A 20,463-nucleotide genomic window follows, 5' to 3' on the forward strand; every position below is an offset into this window, starting at 1 on the left:
ATCCTTTCCTCAACGATTATAGCATGTCTTTAAAAGATATAAAAGAAAAACAGGCGTAAGCCTGTTACATGCAATATAAGATGATGCATAGAAAGTGTAGAATGCTACCAAGTAAGATCCATAGATGCCAGATACAGTGCATATAATGTATTTTTTCTTGTAATCCATAGAAGATTGTACCGATTGTATATGCTACACCTCCAGCAACCAATAGATAAATACCATTCATTCCAATAGTACCTGGAAGTAAATTAAACTTAAAGACAATACACCAGCCTAGAACTAAATAACATGCCATAGAGAACTTCGCAAACTTGTTGATATCATAGGCATTTAATGTAATCCCTAGAATTGTGACTGCCCATACAATACCAAATAATACCCATGCCCAGAATGGATCTGCCTGTCTTACAGAACATAAAAGTACTGGTGTATAGGTTCCTGCAATCAAGACAAAGATGCTGCAATGATCCATAATCTGGAATACTTTCTTTGCTTTCAAATTAGGAGATAAACCATGATAAATAGAACTCATTGTATATAAAAGTATCATTGATACACCATAAACAATACCAGATGCCAAACCATATCCATTATGATGTAAACATGAGAATATAATACATAATACAAGTGCTGCAACACCAAAAGCTGCCCCTACTATATGAGTCACCATATTAAATATTTCTTCACCACGTGTATAATCAGGAAGTACACGTTCATCTAATTTTGTACGTTTCATATCAATCACCTCTTGTACAGCAAGTTTAACATATCTATTATTTAATGTCAATATATCTAGTATCGAAGTCTAGATGCTAACATTCATATGTATTCCATTGTTTAATGATACGATGAGACTCACATTCATATATTGTATTAAAGAGTGCTGTCTGATTTCTCCATAATTCTCTGTCTACATGAAAATGCCCAAAATACCAATGAGTATAGCTTGTTTTCTTTTGTATGTCATTTAAATAAGTCGTTAGAGGAAATTCCTGATAGACATCACCTTTTATTCTATATTGTTTGATTGTCGAAAGGAAGTAGACTGTTTCATCAGGTGCAGTATGAGTTAAAATATAGTCTACTTGATTATTGACTTCTTCTAAATGTGTTAATCCATTCTCATATTCCTGCTTGCTTGGCATTTCTTGTGGCCACCAGGAACCATTCTCTTTACGTAATGGCTGATCAATAGAATAACCGCCACCAAAGGTAAAGAATGTCTTTCCTTCTATTGTATAGATTTCTCCACGCATTAAATGAATAAGGTTTTGTCTGATTTTATGGACACGTCCCCCATTCCATGATTCTATTTGATAACTATTAAGTAGATTAAAGTTTTCATGATTTCCATCAATAAATAAAACAGTATAAGGCTGTTCACTAATAAAATCATAGAATGATTCTTCAGAAGAATACTTCTGTTGGAAAAAGCCTATTCCAAAATCACCACAAACTATAATTATATCCCCTTCTTTAAGTACAGGATCTATCTGCTCAAGCCATTTAAATTGATTTCCATGTATATCACCTGTTATATAAATCATGTTCTTCACCTCCATATCATTATATATGAAAAAAAGCCATCAATGAAGATGGCCTTTAGAATTCCACAGGTTCATATTCCTGTAGTTTTGCGAGATATCCTAGCTTTGATAAAGCTTCCTGTATTTCATCAAGTCTCTCATCTGTTTCAGCACAGATAGTATGATAATGATATCCACTTGTCACTGTCATTAAAGAGATAGATTTCCCACATTTTAAATTATCTAGATATTTCTTTACATCTAAACGTGATGCTATATTAAGAGGTGCACGTACAATATGATAAGCTTTATGATAGACAAAGATATCTTTCACATAACCACCTAAATCAACTATAGTATTTAACTCTTTTTCTATATCTGCATCTGTATGCTGCATTTTAAGAACTCTTTCTACCATTGCAGACTGACGTATAATATATCCTTTATTAGTTGCTTCTATAACATGATTGTTAGCACGAAGAAGTGCGACATCATTCACAATAACCTGACGTGAAACCTGAAGACGTTTCGCAAAATTAGAAGCAGAAATCGGTGTATCACTTTCCATCAGTTCTGTAAGGATGTAGTCCCTTCTTTCTTTACCAGTCATTTAGTCTCTCCCATTAATTGCATGAAGATTCTTTAATGATAAATCTAGAATCTTTGCAGAGTGTGTTAAAGCACCACTAGAAATGAAATCAACACCCATATCTTTAACTCTATTAATGTTTTCTGCAGTCACATTACCTGAAATTTCAATTTCAGCACGTTTATCAATATAATCAATAGACTGTTTTAATAATTCAGTACTCATATTATCAAGCATGATAATATCAGCACCTGCAGCAACTGCTTCTTTCACCATATCAAGTGTTTCTACTTCTACTTCAATCTTTCTTACTGATGGAGCGTAGTCTCTTGCCATCTGTACAGCTTTAGTGACGCTTCCTGCAGCACCAATATGATTATCCTTTAATAAAACACCATCTGTTAAGTTATATCTATGATTGCTTCCTCCACCTACTTTAACAGCATACTTTTCAAAGATTCTGTTATTTGGAGTTGTCTTTCTTGTATCAAGTAACTTAATGTCTGTATCTTCAAGAAGATCTGCCATCTTACGAGTATAAGTTGCAATACCTGACATTCTCTGTAAGTAGTTAAGAGCAGTTCTTTCACCTTCAAGAAGAGTTCTCATATCACCAGTGACTTTAGCCAATAATTCACCTTTATGTACTTCATCACCATCATGAGCAAAGAAATGTAGATCTACATCTTCATCTAATAATTTGAATGTTCTTTCAAAAATCTGAAGACCAGCAATAATACCATTTTCTTTACAAATTAATTCTACTTCACCTAACTGGGCAGTTCTCATAACACTGCATGTAGATACATCTTCACTTGTAATATCTTCACGAAGAGCTGAAAGGATTAGTGGGTCTACATTTAATTTTAAAGTAGTCTTATCAAACATACTTGGGGCCTCATACTTTCTTGTCATATCTTTTGCGGCTCTTTTAGCAAATACTAAACTTTCTAATAATGAGTTACTAGCAAGTCTATTCTTTCCATGAACACCATTACATGCTGTTTCTCCTACAGCATATAGATTTTCCATAGATGTTTTACTGTTTTCATTTACTTTTACACCACCCATGAAATAGTGCTGGGCTGGTACAACAGGAATACATTCTTTAGTTACATCATAGCCTTTATCTAAGCAGTACTGAACAATATTAGGGAAATGTTCCTTTAGTTCCTTTTCACCAATAGGTCTTAAATCTTCTAAGACATAATCAGTACCATCTTTTTCCATCTGTTTCTTAATTGCATCAGAAACGACATCTCTAGGTAATAATTCATTTACGAAACGATTACCATTTTTATCATATAATAGTGCACCTTCACCTCTGACACTTTCGGAAATAAGGAAACGTCTTTCATTATCTTCACTATAGAAAGTTGTTGGATGAATTTGTACATAATCCAAATGTTCTGTTTCAATATTGTATTTCTTAGCAAGGTCAATGGCATCACCTGTTAAATGACGGTAGTTAGTAGAATTCTTATATTTACCACCAATACCACCAGTTGCAAGTACAACAAAGTCTGCATAGATATCATATTCTTCATCGCCTTTGCGTACTCTACCACCAACGCATTTACCATTCTTTACAAGAAGGTCTGTTAAAGTCACATATTCTTCAATAGTGATATTCTTTCTTGTTTTTACTTCTGCATAAAGCTTACTAGTGATTTCTTTACCAGTAATATCTTCATGATAAAGGATTCTGTTAGTAGAATGAGCACCTTCTCTTGTATATTTAAGGTTTCCTTCTTCATCTCTAGCGAAATCAGTACCATATGATAATAAATCATCAAGTACAGCACGAGAACTTCTGATCATTAATTCTACAGAAAGAGGATTATTTTCATAATGTCCAGCTCTTAGTGTATCTTTAAAGAAAGCATGATAATCACTTTCATCTTTAAACATACAAATACCACCCTGTGCAAGAAAGCTATCACTTTCTTCTACACATGACTTAGTAATCATATGAATATTAAGGTTTCCAGGTAATTTAAGGGCACAATATAATCCTGAACATCCAGTACCTACAATAAGAACATCTGTTTTTTTACTCATTTTTAGTCATCTCCTATTTAGCAAGTTCAAGCATTCTTTCTAATGGTGCTTTTGCTTTATTCATAAATTCTTCATCTAAGAATACTTCATTCTCTCCAGTTTCTAATACATGTACAATCTTTTCTAGTGAATTGAGTTTCATATTAGGACATACCTGAGTTCTTACGACATTATAAAGCTTCTTATCAGGTGCCTGATTTAGGATTGTGGCATAAACACCATCTACTGTACCAACAATAAATTCTTTAGCATCATTTCCAACGATATAATCAATAATACCTGATGTACTTCCAATATAATTTGCTTCTTCTAATACTTCAGGCTTACATTCAGGATGCACAGCCACTAAAGCATCAGGGTGTTCCTTCTTTGCATTTAATACATCTTCCTTAGTCATGATGTGATGTCTTGGACAGAAACCATTATTTAAAATGATATTCTTACCTTCTACCTGAGTTGCTACATAGCTTCCTAAGTTCTGATCTGGTACAAAGAAAATATTCTTATTTGGTAATTTATTAACGATTTTAACTGCATTCGAACTAGTTACACATACATCACTATAAGTCTTGATTTCTGCAGTAGAGTTGATATAGCATACAACAGCTAAATCATCATACTTTTCTCTCATTTCTTTAATCTTTTCTATAGTTACCATATGTGCCATTGGACAATCTGCATGTGCATCTGGCATATATACATGCTTAGTAGGATTAAGTATCTTAGCACTTTCTCCCATGAATTCTACACCTGCAAATACAATCTTATCAGCGTCTGTTTCTGCTGCTTTTTTTGCAAGATAGAATGAGTCACCAATGAAATCAGCAGCTGCCTGTACATCTGCATCCACATAATAGTGAGCCAATATAACAGCATTCTTCTCTTCTTTAAGCTGCTTGATTCTATTCATCATATCCATAATTTTATCCTCTATTTCTTACTTTTCCTAAATTAAGCGCCTATCTCTTTTTACGCTGTGCATATGCTATCATTGTTATTGACAGATGTCAAGACACATATGTTGACATTGTAAAAGAAATATGTTCAACAAATATTACAATATGCTTATATGTAACAGATTACATAGTTTTTTCGGCATGGAAACATACACTTAATGCAAAAAAGAGATTATAACAAGGCAGTTACAATCTCTTGAGGATTTTTAATTATTTTTCATGTTCTTCATATATGCCAATCAACAGAAGTATCATAGCTTTACTTATTTGCATATATTTTCCAAATGGATTGATAACAATTCCATCAATTTCTTTCCAATCAATCACTAATTTAAGAATTGAAAGTATTGATTGGTTGATCTGGACATTACCACTAGACCCTTTATGCATCTCTTCTGTTGAAGTAAATACACCTAGCCACTCTTTACCGCTGGCATCTTTGACTGTTTCCATTTTAAGTTTGACATCATGATCAAGAGTAAATATGTCACCAATGTTTATACTATTGATTTGTTCTTTTGATAAAAATGAATTCTTAGTGATATAAGGAACTATAAATTCCCCACCCTGTTTCATTGTATTTATCATCATGTCTATAAATAGTATCATACCTTCTTTATCATTATGAACATAATATTGATTGATAGCTTTTTCAATCATCTGATTTGTATTAGGTGAATCATCTTCTCTAACAAGACTATAAAATGCATCAACAACATCTCTCATATCTTTATTGATGCGATTTCTACATTCAGATATTAGTGTTTCAGATATTCCAAAATAAGCTTCTGCAATACTTCCTGTAATAGCACCAAGTGTATCTGTATCTCCACCTAGAGATACTGCATTTCTTATTGCATCTTCAAAGTCTCTTGCTTCAAGAAAAGCAATGATTGCTTCAGGGACAGTTTTTTGACAAGTTTCATCCATATGAAAGCTAGGACGGATTTCATCAAGTGTTCTATTTAAATCATAGTGAAATTCATTCTCAATATACTTTTTGATTTCTTCTTTTGATGAACCATTTCTTGCCATAAATATAGCACTCGCAGTCGCCTCTGCACCCTTAATACCTTCTGGATGATTATGAGTTACATTGGCAGTTGCTTTTGCGACTACTCTTGTTTTTTCAAGAGAATCATAAAGCCATCCTGCTGCTGATACTCTCATTGCAGAACCATTTCCAAAACTATTATAAGGCTCAGGATGACGTGCTGTTAACCAGCGTCTAAAATAACCTCCATATCCTTCGTGAGGATATCTTCTTCCCCATGATTGCATACTTGATATAACAGTGTCTTCGATTTCTTTGACTGTTGCATCCTGCCCTACTTTAAGTAACGCCTCACATACAGCAAGAGTCATGACTGAATCATCTGTAAAATGAGATCTTCTACTAAATAATTTGAAATCCTTTGTTTTATCTCCTCTATCAAATTCAAATGGACTTCCAATAATATCTCCTAAAATTGCACCATACATAATATATTCCTCCAATCTTTTTTCTTATTACAATATCAGTATAAATGAGGAGGAAAGATATATGGTCGCTTTAAAAGCGACATTTAAAAAACGTCGATACATGAAGTACCAACGTCAGTTATGTACCAAGAGTTTCATTGGTATATTTGAACAATGTGATGTTGAGTTCCATAATATCATAGTGTTTGTCTATGATTGCTTTTTGTACAATTAAATCTACTTTACTACTTGGACTAAATGCCCAATCTGCTCTTGCAAGTAGATCTTTTGATTCTTCTAAATTAAGCTGTAATGCGATATATAATGCAAATACGGTTTTCTTTTTAGGATGATAATTCTTATTGCATTGAATTTTAGAAAAAAGTTTTCTATCTAGATTAGCTCGTTTCCATACGTCTTTATTATCTAAATGCGCTTTGTCTATTAATTCAAATAATTTATCATGAAATGAAGGGCCAATATTTGCGAGCTGATCTTCTAAAGAAGTATCCGATAAATCTAGAGATGGTTTTTCATGAAACGAAGAGTTAAATAAATAACGAAGACGAGCACTTCGTCTGTAGCTTAAAGGATACTCATTGATATGACTTTCTTTAACATAGTTCGCATCAATATAAGAATCAATCTCTCCGACAATTTGGCTGGATAATTGAAAAGAGGTTTTATCAAATACAACTAAAATGATTTCTATTTCATGTTCAGTTAAAAATTGACTGAATACAGATACTGCAATGTGCAAAGCCTTATCTTTTGGAAATTCATATACACCTGTTGAAATAAGAGGAAATGCGATACTTTGACATCCTAGTTCTATTGCTTTTTGTAGAGGTAGACGATAACATCTTTCTAGTATTTCAAGTTCATGATGATTTCCATCAATCCATACAGGTCCTACTGTATGAATAATATATTTTGCGTTGAGATGATAAGCTCCAGTGACTGCAATATCTCCTCTTTCAATAGGACCAATAGTCTTTCTTTCTGCAAGAAGTGCCTCTTTTCCTGCTGCTTCATATATTGCCAGATCTGTGCCACTTACACATTTTGGTTGTGGATTGGCTGTATTAACTATGATATCAGCTTCTACTTTTGTGATATCATTTCTTACTATCTTAAATGCCATAGAAGTGTCTCCTTATTTTCTTTACATTATAATTCATAAGATGTCTACCAATATACTTATAAGCGAATGTTTTAATGGTTGACATCTCTTGATGATGTTCTTTTAGTAACGTATCTGGACAATCATAGATACCAAAGTCTTGAGTAATTCCTTCACTTTGAATATAGGTATTATTTCTATTGAAGTCAATTATAGGGTGTTTGAAGTTTTTCACTGCAATACCATAACCACAAAATGGACCAGTACATTTAGTAAATCTATTCTGAAGTTGCTTAAGATATGCTTTGTCTAAAATAAATCCTTCTAGTTCATACCATCGATTTTCAAGGTAAACTTCCACCCAGCTGTGTAATATATTCTTAGGTGCACTATGATATACAATACCTGTCATAGCTCCTTTTTGCAGTTTCTTATCAATAGTAAAGCCATGTATTCTACATGGAATATCACAGGCACGTAGCAATGCCATAAATAGAGTTCCTTTAGTATTACATTGACCATAGCCATCAGATAGTACTTTTGAAGCAGGTATATAATCATCACTATTATAGCCAAATAAGATCTCATCTCTTACATAATTATAGATTGATTGTATTCTTTTAAATTCATTCATTTCTTTCCAGTGTTTATCATGAATAAGTTTTTGAATAGTAGGATGAGAATAATCTAGTATGTGTGTTTCTTTGAGATATTCCATCATTATAATGCTCCTCCATTAATATAGATTATATCATTGTACTATGAGATTTAAAAAGATTGTAACCTAGGAGTCACAATCTTTAGTTTCTGTAGGACTAAATATAAGTTTTTCCGCAATCGTAGTTGATTTCACTCTCATTAAGCTATCATAGATATTTGATTTACCAAGCAAGTTTATTCCACCGTGCCATACGATTTCTTGATCAATAACCGCAAAATAAGAATCTAAATCAGGATATACTTCTACAAATACACCATTACCATATAATATTAAATCAATAAAAGATAATACTTTCTTTTCATTTAATTGAGGACTAGAGATAATGATGCTTTTAGTTGCTTCATGGATATCCTGTCTAAATACTTCTAAATAATCACAGTAATTATAAATGTGATTCACGTTTTGTTTATTGTCTACAAGATCAGTAATCACATCAAAACCAATCTTTCTATAAAATGTATGATCAAGGACATTCTTCTTAAATGATTCATACAATAATTTAGCATGTTCTTTATAGCGTGTTAATACGATGGGTGTTCTATTTTTTTTATGCACTTCTTGATAAGAAATAATCATATTATTTCTATTTTCATTTTTAAAGATAAATGCATAAGCACTGTTAAGATCATTTTTACTATCACCTAATGCCATTATTCTTGTGAATCGTGGATAGACATAATGATTAATAGATTGTTTTTCTATTCTTTTATCGTTCGCAGATACACCATAGATATATTTAGAATTAATTTGGCGTAATACATTTTCAAATACATGAGAGGCTCCATGATGACATTCATCTATTATCACCATGCCATATTCATGATTTAAACGACAGTTACCTTCATTGTCATTTCTTCTTTTGATTCATTAAATGTGATATTAGATTTTTTTAGTAGTTCCTTTAATTCTTGATTTTCTTCCTGGAGATGCCTAATCATCTTTCTTAATGATTCCAAGTTTTGTCCTTCTAGATTCATTGTATGTCTCCTTAGCTATTATTTAGTATAAAAGGAATAATGAAAAAAATCACTATTCCTCTTCAATAATATTCTTTATCTCTTCTAGATTATCTGCAAAATAAATTCCCTTCTGTTTCTCATGAGTAGATAATCCCATTTCTATCATATGGGACATAAGTTCTTTCATACCCTTATAATAATCATTCAAATTATAGAATATGCAAGTTGCATCAAGTTGTTTCAATGAAATTTTAGACATCACTTCTGATATTTCTTCTAGTGTTCCTGTACCACCTGGAAAGGCGATAAAGGCATCTCCTAATTCTATCATTTTCGTTTTTCTTTCTGTCATATCTTTAGTTATGATTAACTCTGTTAATCCGTCATATTGTAGTTCTTCATCAATGAAGAATTGTGGTTCTATTCCAATGACATCTCCACCTGCATCTAATACACTTTCCGCAATGTATCCCATTAATCCTGATTTTGATCCACCATAGATGAGTGTATGATTGTTTTCTCCAATCCATGTACCAAGTTCTTTGACTGCATCCTTAAGTACTGGATCATTGCCTCTCAAAGCACCTAAATATACTGTAATATTCATATGATTCTCCTATTAAAAAACAGTGAAAATTAAGTTTCACTGTAAGTCTATTTCTATCTTAAGAAATATAGTATGTAAAGTCAATGCTTACCAGATGCCCATAACATGCTGCATGAGTAATGAAACAATAGTAATACCACACCAGCATGATGCACCTACTAATAATGGTTTACCACCTGTTTTAATTAAGTGAATGACATTACTGTTTAAACCAATTGCAGCCATAGCCATAATAATAAGGAATTTAGATAATTCTTTAATAGGTAAGAAAACATTGCTGTTAACTCCCATATGAAGGCTGATTGTAGTAATAATGGCAGCTAATACAAAGTAAAGAATAAACATAGGGAATGCTTTCTTTAAGTTGAAGTTTGAAGATTTCTGGTTTTTCTTACTTCTAATCATTGATAATCCTAAAGTGATAGGAATAATTGCAAGTGTACGTGTTAATTTGACAGTTACAGCTTTATTGAGTGTAGCACTACCTAAATGCCACATACTATCCCAAGTAGATGCTGCTGCAGTAACTGAAGATGTATCATTGATGGCAGTTCCAGCAAATATTCCAAATGCATCGCCATGTAATGTATCAAAGCCAATGGCTTTACCTAGAATAGGGAAGAATAATGCAGCTAAGACATTAAAGAAGAAAATAACTGCAATAGCCTGAGCAACTTCATCATCATCAGCATCAATGACTGGTGCAGTAGCTGCAATAGCTGAACCACCACAAATAGATGAACCTACACCTACTAGAATAGACGTATTGGAAGGTACATGTAATATCTTTCTTAAAAGCCATGCAATAAGAAGTGAAGTAGAGATTGTACAAATAATAATAGGTAATGACTGCTTTCCTGTTTCAAAGATGACACCTAAATTCATACCAAAACCTAATAAGACGACAGCTGTCTGTAGGATGATCTTAGAAGTCCATTTGATCCCTGGTGCTGCTTTACCTTTTTCTTTCCAAAACATAGTAATAATCATACCTGCAAGAATTGAAATCACTGCCCCACCGATAACTGGAAATTGTTTTCCTAGTAACCATGATGGAATCGCAATAACTAAACATACAAGTATGCCATATATATTCTTTTTAATAGTTTCCATGATTTACCTGCTTTCTTTTAATGTGTGCTCATTATATCACTTGACTATAATAATATTAAATTATATATTTCTATTGAACTATAAGTACATATTATTGATGAGGTGATGAGATGTTAGATTATCGTATTCATACTTTTTTGAAAGTATGTGAGACATTAAACTATACACTTGCTGCAAAACAACTACATATTACTCAGCCAGCTGTATCACAACATATTCATTTTTTGGAGCAAGAATATGAAACAACACTTTTTGTATATTCAAATAAGCAGTTATCTTTAACACGTTCTGGAGAGATATTAAGAAAATATTTGATGACTATGCAGAATGATGAGCAAACAATTAAAAAAGAGATAAAGAGTCATGAAGAAATGATAGAAACATTGTCGATTGGTGTGACTATGACAATTGGTGAATATGCGATAGTGGATAAATTGGCTGATTTTATCAAGCATCATCCTGAAATGAATCTGCATCTTCATTATGGAAATACGGCAGAATTATTAAAGTTATTAGATCAAGGTAAGATTCATATGGCTATTGTAGAAGGAAATTATCCAAAAGAGAAATATAGTCATAAAAAATACAGCACTGAGGACTATATTGCCGTCTGTGCTGCATCACATGAGTTTAAGAATATACCTCATACTTTACATGACCTTCTTGATGAAAGACTTCTTGTACGAGAACAAGGTTCTGGTACAAGACATATTTTACAAGAAAGTCTAAATGTACGTGGTTTGTCTATTTCTGATTTTATACATTATACACAGATAGAAAATATGCACACAATCATCAGCTTGCTTAAAAAAGATTGTGGTATTTCTTTTATGTATAAAACTGCAGTGAAAGAAGAATTACAGAAAGGTATATTAAAAGAAATTATATTAGATGACTTTAAGCTCCAGCATAATTTTGAATTCATTTGGGAAAAAGATAGTCTATTTACTGAGAAGTATATTTCTATTAGTGAAGAATTTTTAACAATACCCTTTTGATGATTAAATGTATCAAAACGTAGTAAAATTTTTGGTGCTTGATTATAGTTTATTTTATTCTTTTTAATACTAACTTGAATACAACTATGCCGGCTTCAAATAGTTTTTCCTGGTTTTCTAACGTGAAACAGCCTTTTTCTTTACTAGATTTTACATCTTTAGCTAGTTCATTCATTAGCTGTAGCGTGGCCTATCTCTTTTTAAAGTCCTGTATATTAGGTATTGCATATCTACTATGCTCATTCAGATTTAATGTTAGGCATAGGATTCAACTCCTTTCAGCAATAATTGTTAAAACATTATTTAATTTTCCAAATTACAGTCACTGTATCTGTGACATCAATATCATCTGCTTCAATATCTATATCATATCCAGGACCACCCATTGTTTTTTCTGCACTTGCGAATGCAAAATTCTGTATAGGTTCTGAGACAAAGTTGATTTCACCCCACGAATAATCAATAGATACGATATCACCTAATTCGATATTTGCAGCATGAGCTAAGACTTTTGCTTTATGCTTAGAATCTTCTATCGCATTCTTCAATAATTCATCTTTATATTTTTCAGGATCACTCACTGTATATTCAATTGAAATTTCTGGTGTAATCACACTATGTGCCAAAGCATAAAGTATCTCCCCTAGTTTCTTATTATCTGCATCAAATTCTATCAACATACGATGTGTATAGGTATATCCTACAAGTCTCTTTTTCCAGCTTTGATCTTTAGATTTATAACTCTCATATTTGGTATCAATGTCAAAACTGTTAGTTTTTAAGTCATCCTTTTGAAATCCAAAAGATACAAATAAGTCCTTCAATATCTTTGTTGTGTCACTAGATTGACTTAATGTCACTTCATATTCCTTATAGGATTCTTCCATTGTGATGTTAAGTCTAATTCTATCAGGTTTTACAGAAATCTTTCCTTTACCAGTAATTTTCATTGTTTTATCCATGGTTATGCCTCCTTTCCATTATTATATCAAAAAAGCCCCATGAATAATCATAAGGCCAATAATTCTTTTACTTTTTGAGTTGTGAGATTGTTTAGTAATAATCCTTCTTTAATGTCTACATTTGGTGCTGATACTTTTAATTCTTGTACAGTGTTTCCAAAACCACTACTTCCTGATGTAGCGAATAGTGTAATTATCTTATTAGAGAAATCATATGCTTCTAGGAATGTATTAATAATTGTAGGTGCAACATACCACCAGATAGGAAAACCTAGATAGATATGATCATACTTTGAAATATCTAGATTATCTTTAACAATGGCAGGGCGTATTGATTTATCCTCCATTTCAATACTGCTTCTAGACTTCTTATTCATCCAATCAAGATCAGCTTTTGTATATGGGATTTCCGGTTTGATTTCATATAGATCAGCCCCTGCCATCTTTGCAACTTTTTCAGCTGCATGTTTTGTAACACCACTTGCACTAAAATAAGCAACTAATATTTTACTCATATTATCATCCTCCTTGGCTAAATTATAAAGTGTGAACCTTACTTTATGGCAAGGAGATTTTATTGATATAATTCTTTTCTTCTTAGTTGTGTATAGGGTCTACTTTCTCTTATTTTCTTGGAGTCAGACAAATCAATATCAACATATATGATTTCTTCTTGATCACTTGTTTTTTTAATAACTTTCCCATTTGGATTGACTACAATGGATTCTCCAGAAAAGTTCATTTCAACCTCTTGTCCTACTCTATTGCACATCGCAATACTTACACTATTATGAAAGAACTGGACACGAAGTTCCCATTCAAACATTTCTGAAGGTTCAGTTTTAGTATTCACTGTTGGAATAAGTATTAGATCTGCGCCCATCAGCGCTTCTGTTCTAATACTTTCAGGATAATGTCTATCAAAACATACGACGATGCCTATTTGACCATATTCTGTATCAAATACTTTGAATCCATCATTTGAAGGTGTGTAGTAATCTTGTTCATAGAATTGTTTAGCCTGTGCTATATGGACCATTTTTTGAATGCCTTTGATTTCTCCATCTTTCCCTATTAATAGACTTGCATCATAGGGTTTTCCTTCTTCTTCAAGATAAATGTTTGGAACAGATATAATACTATATCTCTCACTTGCAGATTGAAGCATCTTTACTTCTTTTGAATCAAATTTAAGTCTATATTGTGATACATCCTTTCCCTTATATTGTGGAAAGAATTCTGTAAGCTGAACTTCGGGAAATAAAATGAGGCTTGCATGATTTTCATAAGCTTGTCTAATAAACTCTATACTTTTATCTAAGTTATCTTGGATTGTACCTTCATTTTTCATTTGAGCTAACGCAATACGCATATGTTTTACCTCTTTCTACAATGGAAATATACCATTGATCCATCAACATGTATATCTATGATTTGATAGAATTTCTCTAGAATATCTCTGAGTTCTTCTTCAGTCTGGAATGGAGGAGTAAACCATCCTTTCTTTGAAAGAACATTTTTTACTAGCCAGTCTGTTCTTTTTGATTTTCCTTTAATATAAAAGCAGGCAATAAAATCACCACCAGGTTTTAGTACGCGCCATGTTTCTTGGAAAGCTTTAATCTTATCAGGAAAAGCATGAAATCCATTCATAGATAGTACGATATCAAATGTTTCATCATCCATCTGTAAGTTTCCTACATCTCCCTGAATACATTGAATATGTTTTTGACCATTTAATCTTATCTTAGCCTGTTCAAGTATATCCTGACTATAGTCAAGACATGTAATATGCGCATTATTTAAAGAAATCCATTTATTATTAGTGAATACAGCTGTACCTACTGGAACATCAAGAAGATCACCATTAAAATCATTTGGAATATAAGAGAGTACTTTTTTTGCGATTACATTATCATCAGTACCATTCCAAAATAGTTTTATATAGAGTCGACTAAAAATATTGGATTGAGTGAGAACGTCATCATATATATTCTTAGATGATTCATAAGCATCTTTTACTTTATCTTTCATATTAATTTTCCTTTTCTATTCTTCCATTCCACAACAACATTTCTTATACGTTAATCTATATCTAAGCGTGTATGTAATTTCATAACTTCTATCATTTCCTTAAGACTAGTTATGGTTGTTTAAAACAACTATTTTATTTGAAATATTATAAACAAAAGGAATTTTACCTAATACATGATATATAGGCATTAACTTCTTCATTCCTTCTACAAGACTCACTTCAGTAAGAAAAGAAAATGTAGGAAGAAGTTTTTCTAGTTCTTTCCCGTTTTTAATGCCCCACGTAAACTTTGCATGACTTCCTTCTACTGATTTTTCTTTAGTATGTTTCACTACAAAAGGGAACATGACTTCTACCATTACAGTACTATTTTTAAAAGTAATAATAGAAAATATTTTCTTAATATCATTTTCAGATAAATACATTGTGAGACCTTCAATGATTACAAGAATGTTTTCTCCATGATATTGAATATCATCTCTGTAACTTTCATCCATGGCTGATTTCGCAATCTGATAGATAGGACCTGTTTCTTTTAAAAACTGTTTTCTTATATTGATTGTTTCAGGCAAATCCAGATTGTACCAACGTACATATTTTCCCTTCATACGATAACATCTCGTATCAAGCCCGCATGCAATATTAATAACTATCGTATCTTTATGTGTGTTGAGATATTCCTCTACCATTTTGTCTAATACAATCGTTCTTGCGATTACACCTAAACTCATAGTTCTATCTTGATCAGCATTAGAAAAGTCATAATCTAATTGTTTGACTATTGATACAGCCATTTCATCTTTTATTTTAGGGTTCTCTTTACTTGTTTCTTTTGCACGAGCATAGAGAGTCTGAATCATTGTCTCTGGTACACCTTTTACATTTATTTTCATTTTGAATCGCCTTCTTTTCTTACAACACAATGTAGGCGCATTCCCTTGCGTATTTCAAACTTTTCTATTGCTAAACCTGCTTCTTTACAACATTTATAAACAAGATCTCTTGTAGGAACCTGGACATCTCCATGACCACATAAGTTTGCGAGAGGCATTTCAATTTTATTCATCAGCCATACTAGTGGTTTATTATCACTAGTAACATCTCTAAGTATTAATCTACCCTTTGGACGTAAGCATCTTTTTACACTATTGAAAAATGCTTGTGGATTAGGGTAATGATGAAAGCTCATAGAACAGATAATGGCATCAAATGAGTTTTCCTCAAAAGGAAAATTCTCACAATCCCCTACTACAAATACTGCATTTGGAATATTCTTCTTTTTAGCTTCTTCAATCATAGCTGGTGTAAGATCAAGACCTGTATAATGTCTATCTGGATATTTTTCTGATAATAAAGAAATCATAGGTGCTGGACCACATCCTGCATCAAGTAAATCTATGAATGGTTCTTTCTCTAATTCTTCTAAGATATCTGGATAATCCTTTTTACACATTTCATAGAGACCTGCATGATTACCTTCATATCTTTTAGCTGCTTCAGTAAATTCTTTGATTGATAATTGTTTGTATTCTTCGTTTGTCATATTCATAATCTCCATTCCTTAATATAAGAATAAAATTGGTTATATAGTTCTTTCATTTCATCCGGTGCTTTGATAGCATGCTGATACATGAATGTATATCCAAAGCAGCTTTTATAAGTTTGAGACAAAATATATGTAAGTATTGGTATTGGTAAAAGTTGAAAGGTATGCATTTTAAAAGGTGATAATGTATGAAGGTTTTCATATATAATTTTGAAATTATGTTTAAGCTCTTTCGCCGTATTTTTCATCATCAGTTTATCTTGACCTACAGATTCAGGATATTCTGTTTGATAATAAGCATCGGCAAGAGGTACAACCATCCCAAGATGACATAACTGCCATATATGCATATTATTGACCTGCTGAAAAGGTATGCGTGCATGTTTAAATATTTGTGAGAGCTGCTGTGTCCTATTTGTCTTTTTTCCTGTTATTTCAGAAAAAGTAGTAGGCTGTATAAATCTTGGAGTAAGTGATGCATCAAGTATATCATTTGTGATACTGCCTCCAGCTCCCGGAAAAGCTGGCAATATTCTTCCTTTTCCTACAATGCTTTCCCATTTTTCATAAGTATCTATTGAGTTAACCATTGTGATAATGTTTTTACTTTTGTTGGATTTCAATTCTTTCAGTGCCTGATATAATTGATTTTCTCTAACAGTTAAAAAAATAAAATCATATATATCATTATCTTGTAAGTAATCAATGACCTTGATATCTACTTTTTTGATTATATTATTTTTCTTATAAAGGAGTCCTTGATTTTGAAGGGCTTCAAGTCTATGTCCTCTTGCATAAATAGTTGTATCATACCCTGCTTCTTTCAACAAAACTGCATATAATGAACCAATAACCCCTGCACCATATATAAGTATTCTCATGATATTACCTCTTTGTTAGTTTGTACTAACTTATAGATTTAGTATATCACTATGAAATAGATACCACAATTAATATATTAGTTATAACTAACAAAAAAACATGAACATCATGTGTTCATGCTTATGATTCACCATCTAATTGTCTTAATGTCTGTCTTATACATGAGAACCTAGATTGTAGGCTTCTTTAAGTTTAGTATTACTAAATATATCTCCACCACTAGATACACCACCACAAAGTACAGTGCCTTTAATAGATGTCTTTTCAAAACAATCAATCCAGCCACTAAGTCCAGTAATAGCTTTTTCAAAGACTTCATCTCCTTCTTCTGCAGCTGTCGCAAGAAGATATACATCTCTAAACTTATAGTCTTTAGAATACATTGGGTTGAGACGATCAATCAATGTTTTCATTTGTCCACTCATTTCATAATAGTAGATAGGTGTAGCGCATACAACAACATCTGCTTTAAGTACACTATTCATGATATCTGCTACATCATCTTTTATGACACAATGTCCTGTTTTCTGGCATGCGAGACATCCAATACAGAAACGAATATCTTTATTTTTAAGTGATATATACTCTACCTCATTTCCTGTATCTCTTGCCCCTTCTACAAAGCTTTTCGCAAGTAATTCTGAATTACTACTACTTCTTAGACTTGTTGATAATACAACGACTTTTTTACTCATAATATCCTTTCCTTTCCTATAAAGATATTCTAAAGTGTAAAGTTTACTTCATAGCAAGAAAATTATTACTTCTTTTGTAATGTTTTACCTAGTAGTGATCCTATAACTGCGATCATAGAATAGACAATAATATAGCTCCAAGCTGAAATATTATAGTAGACGAATAATGTAGGAATGAACAGAATTGCGACAATAAGAGGATAAATGAAATCAAATGTATTTCTTAATCCATATACAAAAGAAGTGATTAACATAATAAGAGGAATAACAATCAATAGAATAAATATGCCACTTCCTGTATCTTTTATCAGCATTGGAACGATATAAAAAGCAATGAAAATAATGAAATAATAGACCCAGTTCTTTTTGATTTTATCCATGATTATACCTCCTTATAATTATATTAACATGATTTTTCTTGAAATAGAATGCGCCAATCAGACGTAAGACAATTCCTATCACAAAAGGAATCGCATAGAGATAAGCCATTTCAACTGGTACACTTGTTCCTCCAACCTTAATCTCTCATTCCATATTACAATAGTTATATGCAACAAGAGCACACATGATATGGGAAAGTATAATTGCAATTAATAAGCAAAAACGATATAAGAGTTTCATATGAATTTCTCCTAGTTCTTTAAATTATCCTTTAAATCTAATATTTTAGTTTCAATTTGTTTAATAATTTTTACGAATTCTTCATCACTTTTACCTGTAGGATCTTCTAATCCCCAGTTATCATCAAATGGTCTACCTATGAAAGGACACCCTACATTACATCCCATAGAAATCGCAATGTCCGGTTTTGGAATATCATTTATAAGTTTAGAATATTGCGCCTCTTCCATATCTATGCCATACATTTGTTTCATTATACGAACAGCATTCTGATTAATGATAGGTTTTGTTTCTGTTCCTGCAGAATAGCTTTCAAAAACATCAGATGCGAGATAATGACCTAATGCTTCAGCTATCTGACTTCTACATGAATTATGAACACAAATAAATGCAACTTTCTTTTGATCCATAATAAGGACATCTCTCCTTTATACATTGCTTATTCAGTTTTGAATAGTGACAAGATGAATGTGCATATTCTAAAGTAACATCATAATGCGCATTGATATAATCAATCGCATTCTTAAATGAAATCATTGCGTCTCTTTTACAACATCTAGGTCCATTGATTTCACCTAAGTTCTTTAATGCGTTTGAAGTAAATTCCATATGGTCTCCCCAGGTACCATCTGTAGATAAAGGCCCTGTATGATCAATGAGTGATAATGCCGCACCAAGTGATGTGACTGCACCGCATACACCCCATAAACCACACATAGCACCAGGCATTCTTAATCCTTCTATCATAATTTTATTTAATGCATCATCTAAATCAATTTCACCACCTGCATTTTTAAATGCAACGAGCAAACATGCTCCATCTAAAATATGATGTTCTGGTCCATGAATATTGATATAATCATGATCTGCAATTCTTTTAAATATCTGTATAGGATTGTTTCCCTTTTCTTTCTTTATATCCTTGATTATTCGTTCAGCTTTTGCTTGTATTGTCATGAAAACCTCCTCCTTTATTCCATTATATAGTAAAAACGACAGAATTACCCTATCGCCCTGATTATTTCTAATTTTTCGTATATATGCGAATCATCAAAGGTGTTTCAACCAACAATATCGCAATCCACCCTATCAAGTAAGAATAAGGTAATGCTTCTATTCCATAGTTCCATAATAAATGAAACTATTTCAAAAAATATGAAAAAGTAAAAAACGAGACTGCATTGAATCTCGTTCTAGGTAATATATTCATTATTCTAATGTAAGAAGTAATGCCATCTTGAAACGTTTAGATGCTTTGACTGCATGCATGCCACCCTTCGCAAAACAGAAGTTTTCTCCTGCTTTAATGATATGATCTTTACCCTCATAACTGATGATACCTTCACCATCTAATGCGAAGATGATAGCTTCTCCTGGTGCTGCATGTTCAGTAAGTCCAGTTCCTTCATCAAATGCCATTACTACAAACTTCATCTTCTCATTATGTACAATATCCATATTGATGATCTTACCTTCTGAATAAGGTAATAGTTCTGCAAGTTTAAATACTTCTCCTGGTTTAATCATTTCATTCATATAATCCATCCTGCCACTCTAAATGTGATTAAATATACTCACATCGAGATAATGTAAGTTCTCACGAAC

25 protein-coding genes are annotated in these 20,463 nt (G+C 32.2%); 1 reads left to right on the plus strand and 24 read right to left on the minus strand.

The genetic code is table 11. The features are described 5' to 3' along the window. Positions 1 to 64: 64 nt before the first annotated feature. The 12 genes from DW269_RS05340 to DW269_RS05390 all read right to left on the minus strand — a co-directional run bounded on the left by DW269_RS05340 (position 65) and on the right by DW269_RS05390 (position 11,119). Complete coding sequence (locus DW269_RS05340; protein WP_117458856.1) at positions 65 to 739, minus strand: hemolysin III family protein; 675 nt, start codon at positions 737 to 739, stop codon at positions 65 to 67. 76 nt (positions 740 to 815) lie between these two features. Then, the gene (locus DW269_RS05345) at positions 816 to 1,550 is read right to left on the minus strand and encodes a metallophosphoesterase (RefSeq protein WP_117458857.1); all 735 of its coding nucleotides are present in this window, start codon (positions 1,548 to 1,550) and stop codon (positions 816 to 818) included. Positions 1,551 to 1,605: 55 nt separating this feature from the next. Further along, positions 1,606 to 2,139, minus strand: coding sequence for a transcription repressor NadR (locus DW269_RS05350; protein ID WP_117458858.1), 534 nt, complete (start codon positions 2,137 to 2,139; stop codon positions 1,606 to 1,608). Beyond that, complete coding sequence (locus DW269_RS13105) at positions 2,140 to 4,179, minus strand: L-aspartate oxidase (protein ID WP_117458859.1); 2,040 nt, start codon at positions 4,177 to 4,179, stop codon at positions 2,140 to 2,142. It lies immediately after the preceding gene. A 13-nt stretch (positions 4,180 to 4,192) separates the two neighbouring features. Further along, the gene (gene nadA, locus DW269_RS05360) at positions 4,193 to 5,098 is read right to left on the minus strand and encodes a quinolinate synthase NadA (RefSeq protein ID WP_233502435.1); all 906 of its coding nucleotides are present in this window, start codon (positions 5,096 to 5,098) and stop codon (positions 4,193 to 4,195) included. A 247-nt stretch (positions 5,099 to 5,345) separates the two neighbouring features. After that, entirely contained in the window at positions 5,346 to 6,617 is a 1,272-nt protein-coding gene (locus tag DW269_RS05365; RefSeq protein WP_117458861.1) for an ADP-ribosylglycohydrolase family protein, read from the minus strand. Positions 6,618 to 6,735: 118 nt separating this feature from the next. Further along, the gene (locus tag DW269_RS05370; RefSeq protein WP_117458862.1) at positions 6,736 to 7,740 is read right to left on the minus strand and encodes a macro domain-containing protein; all 1,005 of its coding nucleotides are present in this window, start codon (positions 7,738 to 7,740) and stop codon (positions 6,736 to 6,738) included. Then, positions 7,730 to 8,440, minus strand: a complete 711-nt coding sequence (locus tag DW269_RS05375) for a transglutaminase family protein (RefSeq protein ID WP_199409955.1) — start codon at positions 8,438 to 8,440, stop codon at positions 7,730 to 7,732. Before DW269_RS05375 ends, DW269_RS05370 begins: the two co-directional genes overlap by 11 nt. A 63-nt stretch (positions 8,441 to 8,503) precedes the next feature. Then, entirely contained in the window at positions 8,504 to 9,250 is a 747-nt protein-coding gene (locus tag DW269_RS05380) for a hypothetical protein (RefSeq protein ID WP_199409957.1), read from the minus strand. Positions 9,251 to 9,264: 14 nt separating this feature from the next. Beyond that, positions 9,265 to 9,417 (minus strand): hypothetical protein, encoded by a 153-nt coding sequence (locus DW269_RS12585; RefSeq protein ID WP_158546309.1) that lies wholly within the window; start codon positions 9,415 to 9,417, stop codon positions 9,265 to 9,267. 52 nt (positions 9,418 to 9,469) lie between these two features. Further along, the gene (locus tag DW269_RS05385; RefSeq protein ID WP_117458864.1) at positions 9,470 to 10,006 is read right to left on the minus strand and encodes a TIGR00730 family Rossman fold protein; all 537 of its coding nucleotides are present in this window, start codon (positions 10,004 to 10,006) and stop codon (positions 9,470 to 9,472) included. Between the two features lie 87 nt (positions 10,007 to 10,093). Further along, positions 10,094 to 11,119 carry a YeiH family protein gene (locus DW269_RS05390; protein WP_117458865.1) on the minus strand — a complete coding sequence of 342 codons (1,026 nt, stop codon included), beginning with the start codon at positions 11,117 to 11,119 and terminating at the stop codon, positions 10,094 to 10,096. Between the two features lie 110 nt (positions 11,120 to 11,229). On the opposite strand from DW269_RS05390, the gene DW269_RS05395 reads away from it, so the two are divergent. Further along, positions 11,230 to 12,117 carry a LysR family transcriptional regulator gene (locus DW269_RS05395; protein ID WP_117458866.1) on the plus strand — a complete coding sequence of 296 codons (888 nt, stop codon included), beginning with the start codon at positions 11,230 to 11,232 and terminating at the stop codon, positions 12,115 to 12,117. Positions 12,118 to 12,416: 299 nt separating this feature from the next. Here DW269_RS05395 and DW269_RS05400 read toward each other — a convergent pair whose 3' ends face one another. From DW269_RS05400 to DW269_RS05455, 12 genes are all read right to left on the minus strand, one after another. Further along, entirely contained in the window at positions 12,417 to 13,079 is a 663-nt protein-coding gene (locus DW269_RS05400) for an SIMPL domain-containing protein (protein WP_117458867.1), read from the minus strand. A gap of 47 nt (positions 13,080 to 13,126) precedes the next feature. Beyond that, a complete protein-coding gene (locus DW269_RS05405) occupies positions 13,127 to 13,594 on the minus strand; it encodes a flavodoxin (RefSeq protein WP_117458868.1) in 468 nt (155 codons plus the stop codon). Positions 13,595 to 13,653: 59 nt separating this feature from the next. Further along, a complete protein-coding gene (locus DW269_RS05410; RefSeq protein WP_117458869.1) occupies positions 13,654 to 14,451 on the minus strand; it encodes a carbon-nitrogen hydrolase family protein in 798 nt (265 codons plus the stop codon). Between the two features lie 5 nt (positions 14,452 to 14,456). Continuing rightward, on the minus strand, positions 14,457 to 15,113 hold the full coding sequence (locus DW269_RS05415; protein ID WP_117458870.1) for a class I SAM-dependent methyltransferase: 657 nt from the start codon (positions 15,111 to 15,113) through the stop codon (positions 14,457 to 14,459). 105 nt (positions 15,114 to 15,218) lie between these two features. Next, positions 15,219 to 16,007 (minus strand): class I SAM-dependent methyltransferase, encoded by a 789-nt coding sequence (locus tag DW269_RS05420; protein WP_117458871.1) that lies wholly within the window; start codon positions 16,005 to 16,007, stop codon positions 15,219 to 15,221. Continuing rightward, positions 16,004 to 16,657, minus strand: a complete 654-nt coding sequence (locus tag DW269_RS05425; RefSeq protein ID WP_117458872.1) for a class I SAM-dependent methyltransferase — start codon at positions 16,655 to 16,657, stop codon at positions 16,004 to 16,006. The genes DW269_RS05420 and DW269_RS05425 overlap by 4 nt, the downstream gene beginning before the upstream one ends. A 2-nt stretch (positions 16,658 to 16,659) precedes the next feature. Continuing rightward, positions 16,660 to 17,541 carry a ketopantoate reductase family protein gene (locus DW269_RS05430; protein ID WP_117458873.1) on the minus strand — a complete coding sequence of 294 codons (882 nt, stop codon included), beginning with the start codon at positions 17,539 to 17,541 and terminating at the stop codon, positions 16,660 to 16,662. 156 nt (positions 17,542 to 17,697) lie between these two features. Continuing rightward, positions 17,698 to 18,237 carry a flavodoxin family protein gene (locus DW269_RS05435; protein ID WP_117458874.1) on the minus strand — a complete coding sequence of 180 codons (540 nt, stop codon included), beginning with the start codon at positions 18,235 to 18,237 and terminating at the stop codon, positions 17,698 to 17,700. A gap of 65 nt (positions 18,238 to 18,302) precedes the next feature. Further along, the gene (locus tag DW269_RS05440) at positions 18,303 to 18,617 is read right to left on the minus strand and encodes a hypothetical protein (RefSeq protein WP_117458875.1); all 315 of its coding nucleotides are present in this window, start codon (positions 18,615 to 18,617) and stop codon (positions 18,303 to 18,305) included. A 252-nt stretch (positions 18,618 to 18,869) separates the two neighbouring features. After that, positions 18,870 to 19,268 carry an arsenate reductase ArsC gene (locus tag DW269_RS05445; RefSeq protein WP_117458876.1) on the minus strand — a complete coding sequence of 133 codons (399 nt, stop codon included), beginning with the start codon at positions 19,266 to 19,268 and terminating at the stop codon, positions 18,870 to 18,872. Next, a complete protein-coding gene (locus DW269_RS05450) occupies positions 19,231 to 19,815 on the minus strand; it encodes a DUF5714 domain-containing protein (protein WP_117458877.1) in 585 nt (194 codons plus the stop codon). Before DW269_RS05450 ends, DW269_RS05445 begins: the two co-directional genes overlap by 38 nt. A 252-nt stretch (positions 19,816 to 20,067) precedes the next feature. Next, positions 20,068 to 20,394, minus strand: a complete 327-nt coding sequence (locus DW269_RS05455) for a cupin domain-containing protein (RefSeq protein ID WP_226793158.1) — start codon at positions 20,392 to 20,394, stop codon at positions 20,068 to 20,070. Positions 20,395 to 20,463 lie beyond the last annotated feature (69 nt).

The sequence above is a fragment of the Catenibacterium sp. AM22-6LB genome (assembly GCF_003435615.1).
GTDB classification, from domain to species: Bacteria; Bacillota_I; Bacilli_A; order Erysipelotrichales; family Coprobacillaceae; genus Catenibacterium; species Catenibacterium mitsuoka_A.